The organism is Flavobacterium sp. N502540, assembly GCF_025947365.1.
Taxonomy (GTDB): Bacteria; Bacteroidota; Bacteroidia; order Flavobacteriales; family Flavobacteriaceae; genus Flavobacterium.
This window is the reverse complement of sequence record NZ_CP110012.1, coordinates 4253644-4276284: the sequence shown is the minus strand read 5'-3', so window position 1 is coordinate 4276284 and position 22641 is coordinate 4253644. Positions and strand designations below refer to the sequence as shown.

The 22641-nt window shown below is 35.5% G+C and carries 16 protein-coding genes; 4 read left to right on the top strand and 12 right to left on the bottom strand.

From position 1 onward, the window contains the following. The first annotated feature begins 7 nt into the window (after window positions 1–7). The 3 genes from OLM58_RS17895 (at window position 8) to OLM58_RS17885 (ending at window position 3077) form a co-directional block, all read left to right on the top strand. Entirely contained in the window at window positions 8–1897 is a 1890-nt protein-coding gene (locus OLM58_RS17895) for a M56 family metallopeptidase (RefSeq protein ID WP_264529977.1), read from the top strand. 105 nt (window positions 1898–2002) lie between these two features. After that, a complete protein-coding gene (locus OLM58_RS17890; RefSeq protein WP_070907978.1) occupies window positions 2003–2143 on the top strand; it encodes an SsrA-binding protein in 141 nt (46 codons plus the stop codon). Between the two features lie 88 nt (window positions 2144–2231). Further along, window positions 2232–3077, top strand: a complete 846-nt coding sequence (locus OLM58_RS17885; protein ID WP_264529976.1) for an EamA family transporter — start codon at window positions 2232–2234, stop codon at window positions 3075–3077. 82 nt (window positions 3078–3159) lie between these two features. Here OLM58_RS17885 and OLM58_RS17880 read toward each other — a convergent pair whose 3' ends face one another. After that, entirely contained in the window at window positions 3160–3714 is a 555-nt protein-coding gene (locus OLM58_RS17880) for a fasciclin domain-containing protein (RefSeq protein ID WP_264529975.1), read from the bottom strand. Between the two features lie 216 nt (window positions 3715–3930). Next, on the bottom strand, window positions 3931–7443 hold the full coding sequence (locus tag OLM58_RS17875) for a patatin-like phospholipase family protein (protein ID WP_264529974.1): 3513 nt from the start codon (window positions 7441–7443) through the stop codon (window positions 3931–3933). Window positions 7444–7701: 258 nt separating this feature from the next. Here OLM58_RS17875 and OLM58_RS17870 point away from each other — a divergent pair, with 258 nt between their 5' ends. Continuing rightward, complete coding sequence (locus tag OLM58_RS17870) at window positions 7702–8232, top strand: ExbD/TolR family protein (RefSeq protein ID WP_264529973.1); 531 nt, start codon at window positions 7702–7704, stop codon at window positions 8230–8232. A gap of 113 nt (window positions 8233–8345) precedes the next feature. Here OLM58_RS17870 and OLM58_RS17865 read toward each other — a convergent pair whose 3' ends face one another. From OLM58_RS17865 to OLM58_RS17820, 10 genes are all read right to left on the bottom strand, one after another. After that, window positions 8346–10988 carry a T9SS type A sorting domain-containing protein gene (locus OLM58_RS17865; protein ID WP_264529972.1) on the bottom strand — a complete coding sequence of 881 codons (2643 nt, stop codon included), beginning with the start codon at window positions 10986–10988 and terminating at the stop codon, window positions 8346–8348. A 123-nt stretch (window positions 10989–11111) separates the two neighbouring features. Next, window positions 11112–12890 (bottom strand): 30S ribosomal protein S1, encoded by a 1779-nt coding sequence (rpsA, locus tag OLM58_RS17860; RefSeq protein ID WP_017498660.1) that lies wholly within the window; start codon window positions 12888–12890, stop codon window positions 11112–11114. Between the two features lie 336 nt (window positions 12891–13226). After that, entirely contained in the window at window positions 13227–13898 is a 672-nt protein-coding gene (locus OLM58_RS17855; RefSeq protein ID WP_264529971.1) for a hypothetical protein, read from the bottom strand. Between the two features lie 396 nt (window positions 13899–14294). Then, window positions 14295–14717, bottom strand: coding sequence for an MgtC/SapB family protein (locus OLM58_RS17850; protein ID WP_264529970.1), 423 nt, complete (start codon window positions 14715–14717; stop codon window positions 14295–14297). A gap of 117 nt (window positions 14718–14834) precedes the next feature. Beyond that, window positions 14835–16055: an ABC transporter permease gene (locus OLM58_RS17845; protein WP_264529969.1), complete on the bottom strand. Its 1221-nt coding sequence runs from the start codon at window positions 16053–16055 to the stop codon at window positions 14835–14837. After that, window positions 16042–16803, bottom strand: coding sequence for an ABC transporter ATP-binding protein (locus OLM58_RS17840; protein WP_035747104.1), 762 nt, complete (start codon window positions 16801–16803; stop codon window positions 16042–16044). Before OLM58_RS17840 ends, OLM58_RS17845 begins: the two co-directional genes overlap by 14 nt. Before the next feature lie 30 nt (window positions 16804–16833). Further along, window positions 16834–18090, bottom strand: a complete 1257-nt coding sequence (locus OLM58_RS17835; RefSeq protein ID WP_264529968.1) for an efflux RND transporter periplasmic adaptor subunit — start codon at window positions 18088–18090, stop codon at window positions 16834–16836. Between the two features lie 10 nt (window positions 18091–18100). Continuing rightward, entirely contained in the window at window positions 18101–19441 is a 1341-nt protein-coding gene (locus OLM58_RS17830) for a TolC family protein (protein WP_264529967.1), read from the bottom strand. 335 nt (window positions 19442–19776) lie between these two features. Next, window positions 19777–21726, bottom strand: coding sequence for an OmpA family protein (locus OLM58_RS17825; RefSeq protein WP_264529966.1), 1950 nt, complete (start codon window positions 21724–21726; stop codon window positions 19777–19779). A gap of 2 nt (window positions 21727–21728) precedes the next feature. Further along, the gene (locus tag OLM58_RS17820) at window positions 21729–22637 is read right to left on the bottom strand and encodes a type IX secretion system membrane protein PorP/SprF (protein WP_264529965.1); all 909 of its coding nucleotides are present in this window, start codon (window positions 22635–22637) and stop codon (window positions 21729–21731) included. Window positions 22638–22641: the final 4 nt, after the last annotated feature.

Below are 22641 nucleotides of genomic sequence, written 5' to 3'. Positions count from 1 at the left end.
GTTAGTTATGGAAGCCTTTTTCATTTTTATCGCAAAATCAAGCGGACTGGTAATATTGTTCTATTGTGCTTATTATTTTTTATTGCGCAAAGAAACCTTTTTCAACAGCAGCAGATGGTTCTTATTGGCAGGATTAATTACCTCGGTTGTTTTACCTTTTTTAGTTTACACCAAAATTGTATGGATAGAACCCACTCCTATTGTTCAGGCTCCTGCAATGACTGCCTCAAAAGCAACAATCGCTGCAATGGATTATTCGAAAACATATCTTTCTCCTGCTGTAGCAGAAGATACTTTTGAGATCAATTGGAATTATGTTGTACTGGCTGTTTATGGCATCGGATTTCTGGCTTTGGTAATAAAATTCATGATTGACTTTTATAGTCTTAATTCTGTTCTAAAAGGAAAAAAAATATTGCAGCAAGCCGATTTCAAATTTGTCGATATCAAGGAAAACATTGCTCCTTTTTCTTATTTTGATTATATCGTATACAACTCATCAATGTATACCGCTTCAGAATTAGAAAGTATCATTGAACACGAAAAGGTACATAGCGACCAAAATCATACGATGGATGTTTTAATCTCGAGAGTATTTTGCGTCTTATTCTGGTTCAATCCTTTTATCTGGCTGTACAAAAAAGCAATTCTTCAAAATCTTGAATTTATTGCCGACAGTGAGGCTGCCAAAATAATAACCGACAAAAAAGCGTATCAGTACACGCTTTTAAAAATAACAGCACATGAAAGCTGTGTTGCAATCACCAATCATTTTTATCAATCATTAATCAAAAAACGAATTGTCATGTTAAACAAAAATCAATCAAAGAAATGGAATTACTGGAAGTATTATGCCATCATTCCGGCACTTGCTGCTTTTATCTTTTTATTCCAAATTAAAACCATCGCGCAAGAAAAAGAAGCTAAAGAAGTTAGAGAATCGAAAGGGATCGTCAAAAAAAATGACTCAACCGATGTTATTAAAATCCAAAAAAACACTACAGATCAGGAACTAAAAAAAATAACAGAAGATCTCAAACAAAAGCACAATGTTGATGTTGTTATCTCGGATGTAAAAAGAAACAGTGAAAATGAGCTGACCGCAATTAAAGTGGATGTAAAAAGACAAAATGGAAAAACACAAACCATTCACATTGAAAGCAATAAAGCTATAAAAGGCTGTGGAATTGTGGTATCAACCCAAAATAACGGTTCCAAGAGTGTAGCATTAATAACGGATGATGCTCCAGGCAAGAAAAGTGTAATTAGAAATCAGATTACAATGAGCGACGAAAGCGATGATACCGATAACGACAGCAATCAGTCATCCCTGACGCCTCCAACTCCACCGACTCCGCCAACTCCACCTGCATTCCTTGTTGAATCAATGCCACAAGTTCCTTCAATGGACGTACCGATGCCACCAATGCCTCCGGGAAATCCAGACAGCAAAACGGAAATGGCCAAATTTAAAAAAGAAATGGCTGAATACGAAAAGAAAGTAAAATCTATCGAACCCGCTATGGCAGCTTATGAAAAACAGATAAATAAGTACTTAGCACTAAGAGATGCAAATTATGAAAAAGATATGCAAAAATACGAAGCTGCTATGGACAAATTTAGTGACGACATGGCTAGATTTGCCGATAACATAGAAGACAAATATGGTAGAAATTCTAAGGAGTACGACATCAATATGAAACAGTATGAGCAAGATATGCAACAGCTCAAAAAAGACATGAAACAGTACCAAAAAGATGTAAAACAACATGAAAAAGATGCTATGCAGAAAGAAAAAGATGCAAGGCTAAAGGAAAGAGACGCAAGACAAAAAGAAAGAGATGCAAGACAGAAAGAGAGAGACCAAAGAAGAGATTTAGAAAGTAGAAGATCTTAATCAAAATCTGATTCTAAAACTCAATAAACACTTAAAAATCAAACTAAAAGACTTTGCCTGACCGCAAAGTCTTTTTTTTATATCTTTGCAAAAAATTTAGCCGTTATGTACAAAATTTTAGCCCGAATCAATAAAATACTGTTACCAAGTTTTACCAAACAAGGTCTTGACATTACGAAAGCAAAAAAATGGCAGATGGCTGTTATTGGTTATCGCGCTTATGTTACCAAAAGAGCTTTAGGATAGTATTCTAAAAAAAATCTCTTTAAAACTCTACCTAACCGTCTTAGGTTATCGGCTTTATATTTGCCGTTCTTCTCTCCATTACATTTCCATGAAAAATAAAGAATTCAATATCCCTCCTGTTTACGCTGTGCTTCTGGCAATTATAAGTGTTCAGTGCGGGGCTGCCATTGCAAAAAGTTTATTCCCAACCATAGGTGCTGCGGGAACAGCTTCTTTGCGAATCGGAATTTCGGCTGTCATATTGCTTCTAGCGTACAGACCCAATTTAAAAGCAGTTACTCCAAAACAATGGAGAATTGTTCTTCCATATGGTTTGACACTTGGCGCTATGAATTTAGTTTTTTATAGTGCAATAGAAAGAATCCCGATTGGTCTGGCTGTAACGCTTGAATTTATAGGTCCATTACTGGTTGCTATTGTTGGTTCGAAGCGTTTGCTTGATTATTGCTGGGTAGTACTGGCAGCACTCGGAATATTTTTAATAGCTCCCTGGTCAAATGACCAAATCGATCCTATAGGTGTTTTATTTGCTCTTTTTGCAGGTGCTTTATGGGCTGCCTATATTGTTCTGGGCGGAAAAGTTTCTAAAATTATGCATGGTGGAGAAGCTGTTGCCACCGGAATGTTATTTGGAGCTATTTTAATTCTACCGTTTGGTATCTATGAAAACGGATTGGTAAATCTTACCCCTAAACTCTTCGGAATGGGTGTTGCTCTGGCTCTTCTATCCAGTGCCATCCCATTTACACTCGAAATGAAAGCTCTGGGTCAACTCCCTCCTCGTACTTTTAGTATTTTAATGAGTTTAGAGCCTGCAGCGGCAGCTATCTGCGCTTTTATTTTCTTGCAGGAACATTTAAACTTTTATGAGATTTTAGCAGTACTATGTGTTGTAATTGCTTCGGCAGGATCAACTTTAACTGCAAAGCGATAAAGTCACTAAAAAAATTAAATTCCAAATCCCAGTTTAAAAATTGGAATTTGGAATTTGATTTTCGCAATTTGAATTACCTCTTTTATTTTTTTGGCAACAATACCGTGTCAATTACGTGAATTACACCATTTGACTGGTTTACATCTGCGATAGTAACTTTAGCTTTGTTTCCGCTTTCGTCACTGATGTATAAATCTTTCCCTTTCATCCAGGCCGTTAAAGTTCCTCCGTTAACCGCTTTAATGACTGCTTTTCCTTTACCTTCTTTAATTGCTTTCGCAATATCAGCAGCACTCCATTTTCCCGCTGCCACGTGATAGGTTAAGATGTTTTGAAGCGATTTTTTATTTTCGGGTTTCAATAATGTTTCAACAGTTCCTTTTGGTAATTTATCAAATGCTGCATTTGTTGGGGCAAAAACAGTAAAAGGTCCCTTTCCTTCAAGGGTTTCTACTAATCCGGCTGCTTTTACAGCTGCTACTAATGTCGTGTGGTCTTTTGAATTAACGGCATTTTCAATAATATTTTTAGTAGGGTACATTGCAGCTCCTCCGACCATTACGGTTTTTTGTGCAAATGATGTAAATCCAAATCCTAATACCAGGATTGCTACGGCTAAAAAATTTCTAGTTTTCATAATTAATATTTTAGGTTATAAGCTCATTTACGCGGTAATACTAGTTTTGGTTTTAATACATCTTCAAAAAAACTAACATTATACTGAATATTTTTCAAAATCCGCTAAATAACAAGGCTTTAGAAAAGAAAATAATTTTAAAAAAATCGAACTTCTTTTTCTTTTCACTTAAAAATATTAATCTTAAATCATTGCTTTTTCTGAGAATCGTTTGATTCATGTAAAGCCCAATTCTGTTTTACGACTGATTGAATGATACCCCAGTTTACGATAGCTCTCAAACTGTGCTTCATCAAAAAACTGATCTGCTGTGGACTGCTGTGGAAAATCGGGATTAGCCAGAGCATATTCACGTATATCAATAGGTTCATCTCCTGTTAACGCAGCTTTTATGTAAATCAAGGTGCCTTTTTCTGCAATACCGGGATACTTAATTGTTCCTTTAATAATGTGTTTCCCTGACTTGCCATCACGTTTTGTAATAGTATCAAAATCCTTAAAAGCAATCTCCACACCAAAATCAATACGGCATCTTCTAATCGCATTGGCAAGACCTTCACAGGCAACATCCTGATCTTGTTCGCCATCTCCCAATATAATATGATGACAACGTCTCCTGATCAGTTCATACAACCCCATATTATCAAAATGACCTCCATCTGAAAGACTTACATAATCCATATTGATATCGGATTTACCAAACAAATCGTAAATAAGATAAGCCAGACCAGTTCCCGGATTAGAAAACTTCCATTTGTTAAGCCTGGTATTACCAATCCACCAGCCTAAACGAACGTTAAAAATGGTCAGCAGAAAAGCCATAGGTGCCGAAGAATGGTAGCCCCAATTCGGGTTTACTGCTGCTCCTGAAATGGCCATGGCGGTCCCGATAGTTGGTCCTCCATTTTCATTAGAAAACTTATTAGTAGGACGATAACCGTATTCGTACACATGATCCACATTATAGGTAGACGCCCGTGTGGGGCTAAAATCATAACCACAGTACAAAGGGGTAAATACAAAGGATTCTGCTTTACGATCCTGACGATCTAATGCCGAAACAACAGTAGCATTAAGTGCAGTGTTCAAAATAGGATAAGGACCAAAATAACCGTCTTTAACCGTCATAGACGACAACAGTATATCATCTTTGGTATCAAAACCGCTAAATGCATTTGCAGTTTTAATACGGTCTTCTCTGGTTCGGGTAGCCCCCATAAAGGCTCTTATAAGTCGGTTGCGATAAAAATGATGCAATGAAAACTCATTGACTCCAACACGCCAGCTCAATAAAAATGTAACAACGGCTAATACAACAGTTACTATGACATTATTCCAGAAATTGTCGACAAAACCCTTGTTTGCTTTTTTTATCATCTCTATAATAGCAGAACCTAAAAGAAGCACCCCAATCATAAAAACAAACGGAACAATCTTAGCGATTTTATTCATAAAGCCCGCAAACTTTTTTGGGTCTTCATCCCCTTTAGACGAAAATGCTATTTTTACACCCCAGGCTACTATTGCCGCCCAGCCACCGGTAATAGGTATCCCTATCAAAGCGTCCTCGGCTTTAAAACTAGCCCATAAATCAGGCATAATTAATGCCGTAAAACAAATAAGAATCCAGAAAAACATAAATCGATGCAGATAAGCTCCTGTTCTTCCCCACCACTCTCTGCGATAATCCGGAAATACTTTGCCCATGATCGCCATTCTTAAGATTATAGCGAGAGTAAAGATTTCAAGAACAATAGGAATACTTATTAATAGTTTTATTTTGGATTCGAAAACTTCATTATCCCATAATTTTGATTCTAAACCAAACATACTATATAAGCCTGTACGAATCTCTATTGCCATAAAATTAATATTCTTCCAAAACAAATAAAACAACCAGCCAACTAGAACAGAAGCACAGGCTGAAGAAAAACCTATCACAGCCCAATTTTTGACCGTGGTCAACTCACTTTTCAAACTCTTTTTTTCTTCATTAGAGACCTCTTTTACTACTACATTTGCTTTGCCTGACTCAATCAAATCACATCTTTGATCATAATTTCCCCATATAGCGACTATTATCAATGCCAAAAATGACGGTAAAGATACCACGATCAGAAACCAATTAACAGGCTTCCCATCAGGACAAACATCATACAAATCATTATTAATCAAAAATGCACTCATCAGCAAAGCACAAACTACACTCCAAATGATGAGTAAGTGCGGTAAAAATTCTATTGTAGATGCTCCAAAACGTCCATTATTTTTTTTTGAAGAATGCGCTGCCGTTTTCTCTTGGCCAGATTTACTATTAAAATCCATGGCCCATGCTGCAAGAATAGCTGCGAGAACCAACATCACTCCATTATACAAAGAAAATAGCCATTCATTGCCCGTCTTAACTCTTTGTAACAATTCTCCAAGGCCTTCCCAAACTTTGTAAAGCGTTAAAATACCTGAAAGAACCGTGAGCAGTAGTAATAACAATACCGTCTGATTGACTAAAGTATTTCTTAGCCATGTTAATCCTGACGTCCAGGCATCCGGAGACATTATGCCTACGTTTGGTGAAAGATAATTACTAAACATCCTGAGCCAGCGTATCGGGCGAACTTCATCGGCAAACGGATCGGAAGATTTATCCGGACATATCATATCAGTAACTTTACTCAGAGATCCGGAACGCATTATCCACGAAGTATACCATGTTCCTATATATCCCCCACCCGATACTGTCGAGATATAATCGATCTTATCTAAAACATCCAGACTGGCCAATTTCTGGAGTATTCCAAGATTAAAGGTAGCCGAACGGATTCCTCCACCTGAAAAAGCTAGTCCAACAAGCTCCATGTCTACAGCTCTGAGCATCGGATCTAATGTTTTAGCTTTAGAATCCTGAGCAACTGTTTCATTCTTTTCTTCCTCCGGAGTCTTATCCCCTTTTTTTGATGCCTGACCTTCTTCAATCCTTTTTATACGTGCGTCTCTGATTTCATTTAGTTCAGCATTGAAAAATGTTTCAAACGGCAATGGAAATTCATTCTTTGCACTGTCCAAATCTTTATTTATCAATTTTTCCAGAAGCAGTTCGTCGTTGGTAAGATAATTCAGAGCCTCCTCTCTGTTTTTTTTCCACCATGCTTCATGATTACCGGAATCAACTTCGTTTAAAATAGCCGAGTAATCATATGTATTATCTAGTGCCACATAAAATTGATAAAGACGTATCTCATAATCTGAATTGCTTTTATAGCAAATAACCTGAATCACCTGTACTGGCATATATCGAAGTACTGCTGCAAGCTTTTCACGCTCTTTAAGCTTTTTCTTATAAAGCATTGCCCGTATTTGCTGCCTCCAAAAAAAAGGTGCTCTAAACAATAAGAGCTCAGATGATGACTTTTTATCTTTATGTTTTATAGCAATATTAGAAGCAAGCCAATCTAATAGATCATAAACAGTATCCAAATATATCCTAATGAGAATTTCATCATTACGATTATCCGGGCTATGCCAGACTAAATCTGAAATCTCTTCTTTCTGACTCTTAGTCAATCCCTCCATTATACCATAATCATGATTATTATTTTCTCCTAAATTTTTCCAGGAATTTCTATCCAAAAATTCTTTGGGAAATGAATTATCGCGATTACTTTTTAAAATACCCTGAAAAAGATTCAGATAGGATATTGCTTCGGCGGTAAGATCGGTTACTATATCCATAACAAATGAGGTTTAATGATTAATAGATTAGAGGGAATTAAGCCGTCAGAAAAATCAATCGATTATTTGATTGATTCTCTGTAAAATGCTGGAATTTTCAGTGCTTTAAAACTGTACTAAATTACATCAAAAAATCCTGTACAGAGCAGGTGGAATTACCTGTTTACAACCTATCATTCTTATTATTCAAAATCAATTTTGAGCAACTGTTTTCAATTCAATATATTTTTATAACTTTAGAATCAAAACCAATTTATTATGCAAAATCTTCCCAAAAAAGTAAGAAGTAAAAAGTTAAATGCAAGAGTTGATTTAACTGCAATGGTGAGTGTTTCATTTTTGCTGATTATATTTTTTATGGTAACCATCGAATTGGCGAAACCAAAAGTTATAGTATATGATACTGGTGCAGACAGAGGTTGTTGTGATTGCCCTCCTCCTCATCATGAAGAGAATAGATCCATGACCATACTGTTAGGAAAAAACAACAAAATCATTACTTACACGGGCTTGCCATACATTCCTATTGACGCTCCCAAAGCAACAAAATATGGGAAAAATGGAATTAGAAAAGTGCTGTTTGAAAGAAATAAAAAAGTTTTAGAATATTCAGCTGCATTAGGAAAACCCGGAAGAGGAATTACAGTAATTATTAAGCCCAGCCAAAAATCCAATTATGGCAATTTGGTTGATATAATAGACGAAATGAAAATTATAGGTATAACTTCCTATTCTATTGTTGATGATTATACTCCAGAAGAAGAAGAAAAATTATTAGCTTCAAAATAATCCTTTTAAAATTTACTCTTAAGTTTTTCTGCATTAAATCTAACAATACTCCATAAAAAAAACAGCCGTCTCAAAATAATTTTGAGACGGCTGTTTTACTTTAAATTGAACTCTTATTTTTTAATAAATTTCACTCCGGAACTGCCTTTGTTTGATTTCACTTTTATAAAATAACTCCCCGTTGTAAGCCTTGAAACATCAACTGTAGAAACTGATTTTGCATTTGGAACCGCTATTACCAACTGTCCTAAAATATCGTAAACAGCTAATGACTGTATTTCTATATCCTGTTTAGTATTAATATTTAAAACATCACTCGCAGGATTTGGAGACACCGTAAAATAAGTTGAAAAATCAAAATCTTCTTTTCCTAATGTTATGTTTTTAAAGGTAGAAGTTGCTTTATTGGTTAAAATTGGAAAATTATAATCAAAATAAATATTAGCGTCGTTTTCAAATGTATCCCCTACTTTTAAAGTTGGTTTTGTTTTGATTTTAAACGCTACATAACCATCATTATTGGCATCATCAAAGGGAAGATGGATACCCTCGAAAATAAATTCTACTTTATTTCCTTCCGAAATTTTAGTTACAAAAGGATGACTTGAATTTGTTGGTACTAAAGTCGAAATATCAAATTTTGTCAAATCGATTATGTCTTTTACTACAATATTTTCTGCAGCAAATGTTCCGGTATTTTCGAAACGAATCAGATAATGCACATACTCTCCTATTAAACTTGGAGTGATGACGGAACCTTCTAAACAAGTTTTGTCATTTGGATCAAGCGACCCCAATACCGTTTGATTTAAATAAAAGATATTATCTAACGGTGTTTTATCTATTTTTTCGGAATCAATTGATGCAACAAACTTTAAAATATCGCCATTGTTTACAGAAGGAACATCTGTCGGCCTGTTAGTAATCAAAGTAAATGCAATTTCTCTGCTTTCAAATGGTTTTAAATCGACAAAACTCCATTCTAAATTATTTACAGATTTGGTGTTAAAAGAAGGATTTGAAGAAAGACATTCTAAAACTGCGTCATCAAAAGTCAATTTAATCAAGCCCGACTGTGTCATTGTTCCCTTATTGTGGTACACTAATTTATATTTTGCCTTAAATCCAGGTCTTGCAGCCTCTACAGGAATAAGAGCGATCTCTAAATCAGGATGAGAACCATTTGCGGTAATGCAAAAATTTTGAACAACAGAACTACTTGCTTCTTTCGAAAAAAGGGTATTAATACTTGTTGGGGCTACCTTATAATAATCCGGATTTTCCAGCTGTGGTGTAATTGTGTAATTCCCTGCTCCTACAGCTATAGAATAAGAACCTAAATTATTAGAAATCAACTCTCCGTTAGTCGTACTGCTTTTTACGGAAAATTTTAAATCCGGAAAAATAATACCTCCTGTACCGCAGGCATTAGCATTTTCATCATACTTACTTGTTCCGCTTACGGTATAAAAATCACCTCCCGGAACAAAAGAACAATAACTGTTCACATTACAATTTGTATATCCAAGCTTATTTACTAAGTCCTGAATTGTTTTTAGTTTAAAATCATCGGTACAGATGTATCTCAGATTTGGGCATTTGGTGATATCTGCATACAGCTGTTTATCAGGAGATCCGTTTTTCAGAGATAAACTCACTAAATCGGGATTTGTATCAAGACTCAAGCTTGTCAGTTTCTTAAATTGACTGATATCTACCGAAATCAATTTATTATTATACAAAACCAAAACGACAAGATTTGGGCAATTTGTTATATCCACTTCCTGAAGTAGATTATTCTCAGCCTGAAGCGAAGCAAATTTTGGCAAATCTGTTAACTTTAACGCAGTTAACTGATTGCCTGCTGCGCCTAAAAATTCGAGTTTTGATAATTTACTCAAATCTAACGAATTGATTTTATTATAATTTAAGCTTAATGATTCCAGATTCTCTAATCCGGTAGATTGAAATGAAGTCAATTGATTGACATAACAATATAAAGTTTTTAGCTTAGGTAAATTTCCAAATTTTATTGTTTCTAATTTATTATAGGAACAATCAAGCGCTTCCAGATTTACCAGATTACTCACGTCTAAAGATGTCAGAAGGTTTTCTTCACAATTTACAGAGGTAAGACTTACTAAACCGTTAAGGTTTAAAGAGCTAAGTTTCGTTTCATCACAGGCCAAGGTTTTAAGATTAGTCAATCCGCTTATATCCACTGCATAAAGCGGATTTTTTCCACAATTAACCTCTTTAAGTTTAGTTGAAGAGGTTAAATCCAAACCATTTATAGAATTATAGGAACAATTTAAGCTAAGAAGTTCAGTCTGATTCCCTGTAAACAAAGCATTGATTCTATTATTATTACAAATTAGAGTTTCGAGTTTTGTTAAAGGGGCAATATTCAAACTCGAAATTTTGTGTTTGTCGCAGATTAATGTTCTAAGATTAGTAAATTTAGAAATTCCGTCTAATGATAGAATAAATCCATTGGCACCATCACCGTGAACATCTATGTAGCTCACCTGCAAAGCTTCGCTCTCCTGTATTTCGCCATCATTATTCGCATCAATTTTTAATGGCTTTCCCTCTAAATCTTTAAAAACTCCAATGTTGTTAATTATACCCGGAGTTCTAAGGAGCATATCCTTGAAACGTTTGTCCGGAATATTCACATTTTGCGCTTTCAAAGCATTAAAAAAACATAAAGCAAGAACTAAAAAGTAGAGTTTCTTCATAGGTGGTATTTTCATACAAAAATAAGTTTTCAAAACTATAACACAACTTTTTCTGTTAAAATTTATTCTTTCAAAAATACTGAAACAAAAAAAAGTCCCACATTGCTGTGGGACTTTCTATTTAGAGGAAACTAAGAATTATTTTTTCTCCGTTTTTTCCATTTTAGCTTTTAATGCAGCTAATACATCATTGTTATCTCCTAAAGTTGCAGCTGGTGCATTTGTAGTAGATGCAGATGAAGTATTTTCAGTTGCAGCTTTCACGTTTTTCTCTTCTTCTTCACGGAAGATAGCAGTGTGAGAAGCAACTACTCTTTTGAATTCTTTGTTGAATTCGATTACTTTGAAATCAGCAGTATCACCTTTTTTCAATTTCTTTCCGTCTTCTTTTTCAAGGTGACGAGTTGGAATGAAAGCAACGATATCATCTCCGAATTCTACAGTAGCTCCTTTGTCAACGATTTCAGAAATTTCACCATTGTGGATAGTTCCTACAGCGAAAGAATCTTCGTATTGATCCCAAGGATTAGCAGTAGTTTGTTTGTGACCTAAAGATAATTTACGTCCTTCAACATCTAATTCTAATACTACAACATCAAGTTTCTCACCAACATTTACAAATTCAGATGGGTGTTTGATTTTCTTAGTCCAAGAAAGGTCAGAAATGTAGATTAATCCATCAATTCCTTCTTCTAATTCTACGAAAATACCAAAGTTTGTAAAGTTTCTAACGATACCTGTATGTTTAGAACCTACTGGGTATTTAGAAGTAATGTCAGTCCATGGATCTTGAGTCAATTGTTTGATACCTAATGACATCTTACGATCGTCTCTGTCTAAAGTTAAGATAACTGCTTCAACAACATCTCCAACTTTCACGAAGTCCTGAGCAGAACGTAAGTGAGTAGACCATGACATTTCAGAAACGTGGATTAAACCTTCAACACCTTCAGCAACTTCGATGAAAGCACCGTAATCAGCGATTACAACTACTTTACCTTTTACTTTATCACCAATTGTTAAGTTAGCATCTAAAGCATCCCATGGGTGAGCGTTTAATTGTTTCAATCCTAATTGAATTCTTGTTTTCTCATCATCGAAATCAAGGATTACAACGTTTAATTTTTGGTCTAATTCAAGAACTTCACTTGGGTGGTTGATTCTGCTCCAAGAAAGGTCAGTAATGTGAATTAATCCGTCAACACCACCTAAGTCAATGAACACACCATAAGAAGTAATGTTTTTAACAACACCTTCTAATACTTGTCCTTTTTGTAATTGACCGATGATTTCTTTTTTCTGTACTTCGATATCAGCCTCGATAAGTGCTTTATGAGATACAACAACGTTTTTGAATTCGTGGTTAATTTTTACCACTTTGAATTCCATCATTTTGTTTACATATACATCGTAGTCTCTAATTGGCTTAACGTCAATTTGAGATCCAGGTAAGAAAGCTTCAATACCAAAAACGTCAACGATCATACCACCTTTAGTTCTGCATTTTACAAAACCATTAACGATTTCACCTGTTTCGTTTGCAGCAATAACTCTATCCCATGATTTAATAGTACGAGCTTTTCTGTGAGATAATACTAATTGACCTGTTTTGTCCTCACGGATGTCGATTAATACTTCTACTTTGTCACCTACTTTTAAGTTTGGGTTGTAACGGAATTCGTTTAAAGAAATAACACCTTCCGATTTTGCGTTGATATCAACGATAACGTCTCTATCTGTAATTCTAACAACTACACCTTCTACTACTTCTTCCTGATCTGTAGCGATGAAAGTTTTTGAAACTAGTTCTTCGAATTCTAATAAGTTTTTCTCATCAACTGCATCAATTCCTTCTTGGAAGTTATGCCAGTTAAAATTTGCTAAAAACTCTTCTTGTGATTTTAATTGTTCAGACATGCTGATAAAAAATTTGTATTCTGTTTCTCTCGAGTTTCATAAAGCAGTAGAAAACACAGAAGTTGTTTTACATAAATAGTTGATACCTAATGGAAACTCTTCTTTGCCAAAAGGACTGCAAAATTAATACATTTATTTTTAATAGCAAAACAAAAGTGTGTTAGATGTTAATTGCAATTGATAATTGATAATTGATAATGATCCTGTCTGTCAGTTTGCATTTCACATCTAACGTTTCACAGATATACAAATCATTTATAAAAAAATATACCCGACAGATTTTAAAAACCAGTCGGGTATGATATAATTAATTAGATTCTTATGAATTGGCTTTACTTAAAATGTTGAGGTTACATTTGTATTTTTGCTTTTGGCCAGTAAAATATCAAGTTTTAGAATGGTAAGTCTTCCGCTGTTGTCGGTAAAATTAAGGGTTTCTTTTCCTGCATTTACTGAAATTGTTTTTGGGTAATTAAAGTTCGGCACTAACTGAGGAAGATTAATTACAACCTTTTCTCCTACACTATTCTTATATTTTAAAACACCGCTTTTGTTTTCAAATACTGCCTCGTAAAAGGTGTCGTCACTTGTTGTCATTGAAAGCCACATCGATCCATTATAAAAATACACATCTTTTGTAGAGTAATCAAAAAAGAGATCTCCTGCTTTTCCATTATCTTTTGGCAAACCATCATCTTCGGTCAGGTTTTTCAAATTGTTCCATTTATTTTCGTACCAATAATAATAACCCGGTAAAATTTCCTGATTTTTTGCTGTATTAAAAACCAAAATGAATTTGGTATTCCTGTCTACCATAGTAGACTTGTCAAATCTGCTTTTTAATGTTGTTCGTGGTATCATTATTTCTTTACTTTTACAAATTAGATCTAAACGTGATGATACATTAGACAATTCTTTATGAGTCTTTGTCTGATGTTTTTGCCCCCCTGTCTGACACATCACTACCACAGGAACTAACCACATAATACTCAAAATTATCTTTCTCATATTTACTCCGTCTTTAAATTCAGGCACAAATTTAATACACTCATTTACTGCTAATTATTCATAATTAACAAGCTGCAGTAATGATGTAATAAATAGTACTTTATTTGGAATAAGTGGTGAGGAGAGGGAGTTTTGAATTATGAGTTATGTTCATTTTGAAATGTAAAATGCCAGATGTGATTTCTGGAATGTATATACTGTAGAATTAAGTTGCGTTTACTGTGAAACGTAGGATGTGTAAACTGAGACTGTAAACTGAAAACTGAAAACTGTGACTGTAAACTGTAAGTTGTACGACGTGCTGTTTTTAATCGCGAAGTATGTGAAAATTATCATGAGGTATTACGATCTGGCACATTTTACATTTCACATCTAACAGACCGTTAAGATTGGTCTTTATTTTCGATTTCGAAGCCATCTTTCGATTGGTTCGAGAACTGTGTTGACAAATGTAACGAGGAATGTACAGATCAAGGCTTCGATAAAATAGCCTGATGCAGCAATACAGCCAATAGCAGCACTACACCATATGGTAGCGGCTGAATTCAAACCGTGTACATTGGGTCCTTCTCTAAATATAACTCCGGCGCCTAAAAAACCAACTCCCATAACGACCTGAGCTGTAATACGGGTTACATCAATATTGGGTGCCGTTGCCGCCACTTTAATCGATAATAAAACAAATGTTGCTGCTCCTGTTGCTACCAGCATATTGGTTTTTAAACCGGTTTCTTTATGGTGCCACTGTCTTTCGAAACCAATAATTAGTCCGGCAAACAGTGCAATTACAAGTCGGGTTATAAATTCTGTTGTACTCAAAGTTTATATCTTTTTATAGTTTAAAATTACTTATTTCTGTCGTTAGTGACAAGCTCATTTTACTTTGACCTTACCAGTTAAAAAGTAACACAAATCCTAAAATATTAAATTTTATTCTTATTCAAAATGCAGGGCTTCAATTGGATCTAATCTCGATGCCTTTAATGCCGGATAGTATCCGAAAAAAATACCTGTGACAGCACAAACCAAAAAGGAAAGAATCACAGAAGATTCTGAAATTAAAGTGGGCCAATGCAGGAAAAACTGTATCAGCTCAGAAGCTACTATTCCCACTACTATCCCGATTAATCCGCCTGTGAGACTAATTAATATGGCTTCGACTAAAAATTGCAGCAGAATATCCTTTCCGTTTGCTCCAATTGACATTCGCAATCCAATTTCTTTGGTTCTTTCGGTTACCGAAACGTACATAATATTCATAATTCCGATACCGCCAATTAATAATGAAATTCCGGAAATTGCCGTCAATAATACGGTCAATAGTTGACTTGTTGAGCTAAAGGTGTTGATTAACTCGGCTTGTGTTCGTACCGAAAAATCATCTTCGTCTTTGGCTTTCAGTCGATGTGCCGTTCGCATAATTTGTTCAATCTCATCAGTTGCCAACTGAGTCTGACTTTCATCAGCCGTTGAAGCATAAATATTCTGCAAATAAATGGAGTTTGTTATTCTTTTTTGCACGGTGGTAAAGGGCGCAATAATCACATCGTCCTGATCCTGTCCGAATGCATTCTCACCTTTGGATTCGAGGAGACCTATAATTCTGAAAGGAATTTTATTAAAGCGAATGATTTGTCCTATTGGATTTACCCCATAGGGAAAAATGTTATCAGCTACGGTCTGACCAATGAGACAGACTTTATTTGCGGTATGAATATCAGATTCTCTAAAGGCAATTCCTTCTTTTAATGGCCAGTCCCTGATTTTAAGATAATCAACACTAACGCCCTGCATGCTTGTAGGCCAATTGAGTGCGCCATTGATGGCTTGTCCTTTACTGGATACTGCCGGTGAAATCGCATTGAGATGTTTGGATTCTTTTTTAAGCGCTTCTACATCGCTTAGTGTAAGGGTTTGCACACTGGATATGTCTAAACGGGCTCCTGCACTCACATTACTGTTGGGGCGAATTGTAATCATGTTTGATCCCATACTGGACAATTGATCCTGTATGCTTTTTTTGGATCCTTGTCCAATGGCTACCATTGCAATTACGGAAGCCACTCCGATAATAATTCCAAGCATGGTTAGTAGTGCTCTAAGTTTATTACGACGCAGTGCTTTTAGGGCGATCAGAAAAAGATTAGCTATTTTCATATTTATAATCTTCGTCTACATGAAAATCTGCCAGCATTTGTTTGGCCGATTTTATGTTTGGATTAGTAAAATCTTTCATGATTCTTCCGTCCCGAAGCATCACGGTTCTGTTGCTAAAGGCAGCTATATCGGGTTCATGAGTTACAAATATTATTGTTTTTCCTTGTGTATTCAATTCCTGAACTAAAGCCATGATTTCATACGAGGTTCTTGTATCTAAATTTCCTGTTGCTTCATCGGCAAGAATCATAACGGGATCATTCACCAGTGCTCTGGCGATCGCCACTCTTTGCTGCTGCCCACCGGAAAGCTGATTGGGAAAATGGTCCAGACGATCTGCCAGTTTTACAGCTTCTAAGGCATGAATTGCTTTTTCTCTTCTCTCTTTTGTAGATACTTTAGAATTGTACAATAATGGAAGTTCGACATTTTCTATTGCGGATGTTCGCGCTAATAAGTTATACGATTGAAAGATAAACCCAATTTTGGTGTTTCGCAATGCTGCCAATTCATTCTTAGACAGTGATTTAACATTCACCTGATCTAATAAATAATTGCCGTCAGTTGGTTTATCCAAACAGCCTAAAATGTTCAGTAAGGTTGTTTTTCCGGAACCGCTGCTTCCCATAATGGTTAGAAACTCTCCTTCTATTACATCAAAAGAAATTCCCTTTAGCGCTCTGACAATCTCAGCCCCCATCGTGAACTCTCTTGTTAAGTCTTGTATTTCAAGAATTTTTCTTCCCATGATTGTTTGCTTTGAATCCTTACACTATTATTATCTTTTTCCGCCTCCGCCACGTTTTGGTATAAACGGACTGGAATCTGACGCTTTAGAACTTTTAGATTGTTTTGACACATTAACTCCTGTAATAATTTCATCTTGTGCCGATAGTCCTTTAATTACCTGTATGTTTATATCGTCGTCCAGCCCAATTTTTATGTGTTTTGGTGCAATCGAATCTCCTACTCTTTGCCATACGATTGCTTTTTTATGATCGATACTGTCGGGAACTTTAAGGTTAGAATTTGTATTTCCTCCTTCTTTATTGCGATACCCTTTACCTCCTTTGTGTTTCCCCTGTAAAATATTTCTAATCTTAAACTGTTTTCCTAAAGTAGAATCTGGTTGAAAAGCAATTGCCTTTGCCGAAATAAGCAAAGTATTCTTTACTTCGTTGGTATAGATAATAATGTTAGCGGTCATTCCGGGTTTTAGCTTTAAGTTGTCATTGGGTGCGTTGATTATTGTAGTATAGGTCACGACATTGGAAGAAATAGTAGGCTGTAAACGCACTTCGATTACGGTTCCTATAAACACATCGTCAGGAAAAGCATCTACCGTAAATGTTGCTTTTTCACCAACTTTTACGTTTCCAACATCGGCTTCATCAACAGAGGCCTGAACCTGCATTTTGGTAAGGTCTTTGGCAATACTAAACAATGTTGGCGTGTTTAAACTGGCTGCTACCGTTTGTCCTTCGCTTACTTTTCGTGATAAAACTGTTCCGTCTATAGGCGAGAAAATATTTGTAAAAGAAAGGCTTTTTTGTACCGATCTTAGCTGAGCAGCAACGCTATTGACATTGTCTTTTGCTACTTCATAGAGGTTTTTTGCGGTTTCAAAATCGGCCCTGCTAATACCTCCCGCTTTGTATAATTCATTTTGTCTGTTAAAATTAGATTGCTGGTAACTCAAATTATTCTTTGCTACCTGTAAATTAGCTGTAATTTGCTGTACCTGCGCAAGAAGCAATGACTGATCAATCTGTGCCAACAACTGTCCTTTTTTTACTACGGAATTAAAATCGACAAACACTTTTTGTATGGTACCCGAAACCTGAGTTCCTACTGCAACAGTATCTACGGGTTGAATTTTTCCGGTTGCCGTTACACTGGTGGCAATATCTCCATAATGAGGTTTTTCGGTAATTAACTCGACATTATTTCCTTCTTTATGAAAAACAAAGTATCCTATACATCCTATCAGTAATGCTCCAATGATGCTTATGATGATTAATTTACTTTTTCTCATTTTACTCTTTTTATAGTTTGATGGGATCTCCTTTATAGAAATCGTATATTTTTAAACTCACAACCGCATTGTACTTTGCTTGTATAAAATTCTGAAAGGCCTGAATGTATAAATTCTTCTCCAACAGATAATCTACTGTACTGATTCCTCCCAATCTTAATTGCTCATTGGCAATTCGGTAATTTTCGGTATTTGCATCAAGCTGTTCCTGTGCAGCTGTAAACTGAGATTGAGCGTTCAGAACATTGATGTACGCCTGTTCTACTTTTTGTGAAAGCACCGTTTTTGCATTGGTTAAATTAAGTTTGGACTGGTCGATCGCGATCTTTGATTTTTCAACTCCGGTTCTTGCAATACGATTCGTAAATACCGGAATCGATAAGGAAAGTCCCAAACGCTGATAGAAATTATTATCAATCTGTGACGGATATGGTGTGCTTTGGTTGTCTGAATAACCTGAAGCCAAAGTTCCGCTTGCACTAAGTGTGGGTTTAAACCCTGCTTTGGATTTTAGTAATTCTAAATCGGCCGCCTCTTTTTCTAATTGGCTGCTTTTTATCTCCGGTCTTTGCTCGAGTGCGATCTTTTGAGCTTCTTCTAAGTTCTCTATCGGCAAATTGGTAACTACCGTTTCCGGTTTCTGAATGTTTAAATTGTAACCTGACGGAAGCTGCAGCAATTGTTTTAGTGTTAAGGTATTCTGACGTTCATTATTCTGAACCGAAATTAGGTTGTAATTGTCTGTTGCCAATTGTGCTTTCAGCAAAACAAAATCTTTTTTAGCGATACTTCCAGCATTGTATTTTAACTCTCCCAATTTCAATTGTGCTTTGGAAGTTTCTACAATTTCATTCAGATAAATGCTGTTTTCTTTTGTGAGTAAAATAGTCAAATAAGCTTGTGTGATTTGAATGGTGATGTCGTTCTCAGCGGCTTCGGCATTAAACTGTGCCGATTTTGTAAGCAGCTCTTTTTGTTTGACATCATTGTTTAAATATCCCCCATTGTATAAAACCATTGATGAAGCTAAAGAATAATTTCCGGCAAAACTGGCCTGGGTTTGAAAACCTCCCACCACTAAATCTGCATTTTTAGCATTGGTAAACGTTTGGGATGCATTACCGGAAAGATTAGGATATCTCGCTGCTTTTGAAAGTAATAAATCCTGCTCTGTACTTTTAGTAGTTAAACGCAAGGTGTTAATTTGAATATTCTGCTGCTTGGAATAAGCAATGCATTGTTCCAGAGTCCATACCGCAGGTAATTGATTTTGCCTAATCGTCTGTGCATAAATGCCCGTACAATGAATCATAAAAATTACCATTAAAGTATTTATCATAAATGATTTCATACCTGAATTTAATTTAAATTAAAAAAATTGTAATCTGAGTCCTAAATAATAGAATATGCTAAACCAGCGGATTTGACAAAAGGGGAATTTGGTATGTTATCTATCGTAAAACACTTTAAAACAAATAACTACATCAAATATAACGATTATTTTAACACTTTTAAAAAAGTAAAATCTGTTTTGTCATAAATAAAATATAAATTAATCTGTATAAAAGCTTAATACAATTGGATCTTTTTCCAGACTGTACGGCACAAAAAAAAGCTGCAGGATTACCCTGCAGCTTTTCATAACAATTTAATTAACTCAACTTTATTAAAAAAGCTAACTCTTTATTACATCGAAACAATAATGAACTCACTTCTTCGATTCGCCTGATGTTCTTCTGTAGTACATTTTACGCCATCAGCACATTTATTCAGTAATTGTGTTTCTCCGTATCCTTTTCCGGTAATGCGATCAGCAGCTATTCCTTTTTTAACAAGCCATGCAACTGTTGCTTTAGCTCTTCTGTCGGATAGTTTTTCATTGTAAGCATGAGTTTGTCGGCTGTCTGTGTGCGAGCGAACATCAATTTTCATACTTGGATTTTGAATCATCACCTGACGGATTTTCTCTAACTCTATGGCAGCCTCTTTTCGAACAATCGATTTACCCAAATCGAAGTAAATCATTTTTATGTGTAAAATTTTCGCCAAATCATCACCCACAATCAATTTTTCAATCGTTTTTTCGACTACTTTTTGTGGCGTTTTTTTCAAAGGCAATGTCAAACTTGTTTTATCGATTGCTTTAGGTAATTCATTAGTATCATAATCTTGTCTTGCAGCGCGAACAAAGTATTCTTTATTGCAATTTACTTTAAAACTATACTTGCCATCGGCTCCGGTTATTACCTCTCCTATTATCTGAAGCTGATTGTCAAGCAAATTTACTTTAGCGTTCTCCAGTACCAAATTTGTTTCAGCATCTATCACAGTTCCTGATAAAATCTCCTCACAAGGCAATATTCTGGTTTCCGAAAAACGGTAAACGTCATCGTAACCATGTCCTCCATCTCTGTTTGATGAGAAAAAACCTGTCCTGCTTTTACTGTCTAATATAAAACCAAAATCATCCAGTTTTGTATTAATAGGAGCTCCAACATTCTGAACTTCGCTAAAAGTCAAATCATTTTTAATAGTCGAAACATACACATCAAGTCCTCCTAATCCCGGACGTCCGTCGCTGGCAAAATACAATTCGTTATCTCCTGATATAAAAGGAAAAGTTTCTCTTCCTTCAGTATTAATTGCGGCTCCCAGGTTTTCAGGTTTACCAAAACTGCCATCAGTATTAATCGTCACACTATACAAATCTGATTGCCCAAAAGTACCCGGCATGTCTGAAGCAAAGTATAACTTTTTTTCATCTGCACTTAATGTCGGATGTGCCACACTGTATTGATCACTGTTAAAAGGTAATTCAACAATATTTGTCCATTTACCTTCTATGTAACTTGCCTTATACAATTTCAGCAAAGTGACTTTCTTGTCGTCTGTCCCTTTTGTACCGTTTAAAAAATTGTTTCTGGTAAAATACATCGTTAGTCTGTCTTTTGTAAAAACAGGAGTTGATTCGTTAAATTTTGAATTGATCTTATTTTCAAAACGCTTCGGAATTCCAACACTGCCATCAGCGTTTAATTCCGCCGAATAAAGATTGGTAAACGATTTATTGGTCCATTTGAATTTTGCTTTGGCAACTCCGCCTGTGTCTCTGGCAGACGCAAATACCAATTTATTATCTAAAAAAGAACTTCCATAATCTGAGTATCTTGAATTAATTCCGGCATCGGCTATTTCAAATCGTCCTGAATTATTTTTTATCTGCTCTAAATAATTTTTATTTTTTTCAAATAACAATCCTCTTTTATCAGTACTTGCTTTTTGGTTGAAAAGCTCTAATATTTTATCGGCTTTGGCATAATTCCCTGTTGCTTTTAGAGTTTGAGCATATCGGTAATAATACTCAAATTCCTGTTGATCATTCATTCCGAAAAGAGCTTTGTACCATTTTAAAGCCCTCACCAACTCGCCATTAAAATAATAGGCATTACCCAATCGTTGGAGCATTTTTTCCTCTTTATACCCTTTTTCTGCTACCTTTTCGTAAGTAGCAATTGCATCTATGTAAGCATACTGATTGTAATTTTTCTCAGCTTTGTCTAAACCTGACTTTTGTGCCATTCCGCTAAAGAAAACGGAAGACAGAAAGACTGTATATGCTATTTTTTTTATTTTCATAATTAGAAGAATCTTGGTGAAGTTATTCGGCTGTAATTTTTTAAGAATTCAAAACGCAGAAATATCTCATGCGACCCTGAGTTGTAGTTTACCAATCGGGTGGTTTCACGATCATAGGAATACCCTAAATACATACTATCGGTTATCTGAAATCCTGCCAAAGCACTAAAAGAAGCGCTCCATCTGTAAGCTACTCCGATTACAAATTTATCGTTGAACATAAAATTAGCCGATGCATCTACTTGTAATGGTGAACCTTCCACCATTTTAGTCATTAAAGCCGGCTTGAATTTTATCGTTTCATAACGATTTAGATTAAATACATAACCAGCTATGAAATAATAGTTGATACGGTCTTTATAGATTGAATAATCGTTATCGTCATAGCGTGTAGTTTGAATAAAATTAGGAACAGATAATCCCACATAAGCTTTATCCGTATGCCAGTAAACTCCGGCTCCGATATTTGGAGCGAATTTATTCTGAAAATCCTGAAACTGGGTATCTCCCTGATGTTCCGGGTTTAACTTTGTAGGATCCAGCTTAAATATATTGGCAGAACCTTTAATACCAAAAGAAAGTTTCGCGGTTGCAGATGTTGGTATGGAGTAAGAGAAATCAGCTGATATGTTGTTTTCATTTGTTGGTCCGATTTTATCATTGACTAACGATACTCCTAAACCTACATTATTATTTATGGGTGTATTTAACGAAAAACTACTGGTTTCGGGTGCTCCATCCAATCCAACCCACTGGGTGCGATACAATCCGAAAATGCTCATAACTCCGCGGGAACCGGCATAAGCAGGATTTATATTGATGGTATTATACATGTATTGTGTAAACTGCGCATCTTGCTGGGCAAAACCTGCAGTAGAACAAAACAATAAAACTAAAACTAATTTTTTCATTTAT

What these genes read in the sequence shown, in the direction of transcription:
- rpsA (WP_017498660.1), bottom strand. Translation starts at nt 12,890, where the DNA reads ATGTCTGAACAATTAAAATCACAAGAAGAGTTTTTAGCAAATTTTAAC.
- OLM58_RS17825 (WP_264529966.1), bottom strand. Translation starts at nt 21,726, where the DNA reads ATGAAAATAAAAAAAATAGCATATACAGTCTTTCTGTCTTCCGTTTTC.
- OLM58_RS17890 (WP_070907978.1), top strand. Translation starts at nt 2,003, where the DNA reads ATGTACAAAATTTTAGCCCGAATCAATAAAATACTGTTACCAAGTTTT.
- OLM58_RS17840 (WP_035747104.1), bottom strand. Translation starts at nt 16,803, where the DNA reads ATGGGAAGAAAAATTCTTGAAATACAAGACTTAACAAGAGAGTTCACG.
- OLM58_RS17835 (WP_264529968.1), bottom strand. Translation starts at nt 18,090, where the DNA reads ATGAGAAAAAGTAAATTAATCATCATAAGCATCATTGGAGCATTACTG.
- OLM58_RS17855 (WP_264529971.1), bottom strand. Translation starts at nt 13,898, where the DNA reads ATGAGAAAGATAATTTTGAGTATTATGTGGTTAGTTCCTGTGGTAGTG.
- OLM58_RS17865 (WP_264529972.1), bottom strand. Translation starts at nt 10,988, where the DNA reads ATGAAAATACCACCTATGAAGAAACTCTACTTTTTAGTTCTTGCTTTA.
- OLM58_RS17845 (WP_264529969.1), bottom strand. Translation starts at nt 16,055, where the DNA reads ATGAAAATAGCTAATCTTTTTCTGATCGCCCTAAAAGCACTGCGTCGT.
- OLM58_RS17870 (WP_264529973.1), top strand. Translation starts at nt 7,702, where the DNA reads ATGCAAAATCTTCCCAAAAAAGTAAGAAGTAAAAAGTTAAATGCAAGA.
- OLM58_RS17830 (WP_264529967.1), bottom strand. Translation starts at nt 19,441, where the DNA reads ATGAAATCATTTATGATAAATACTTTAATGGTAATTTTTATGATTCAT.
- OLM58_RS17895 (WP_264529977.1), top strand. Translation starts at nt 8, where the DNA reads ATGGAAGCCTTTTTCATTTTTATCGCAAAATCAAGCGGACTGGTAATA.
- OLM58_RS17820 (WP_264529965.1), bottom strand. Translation starts at nt 22,637, where the DNA reads ATGAAAAAATTAGTTTTAGTTTTATTGTTTTGTTCTACTGCAGGTTTT.
- OLM58_RS17885 (WP_264529976.1), top strand. Translation starts at nt 2,232, where the DNA reads ATGAAAAATAAAGAATTCAATATCCCTCCTGTTTACGCTGTGCTTCTG.
- OLM58_RS17880 (WP_264529975.1), bottom strand. Translation starts at nt 3,714, where the DNA reads ATGAAAACTAGAAATTTTTTAGCCGTAGCAATCCTGGTATTAGGATTT.
- OLM58_RS17875 (WP_264529974.1), bottom strand. Translation starts at nt 7,443, where the DNA reads ATGGATATAGTAACCGATCTTACCGCCGAAGCAATATCCTATCTGAAT.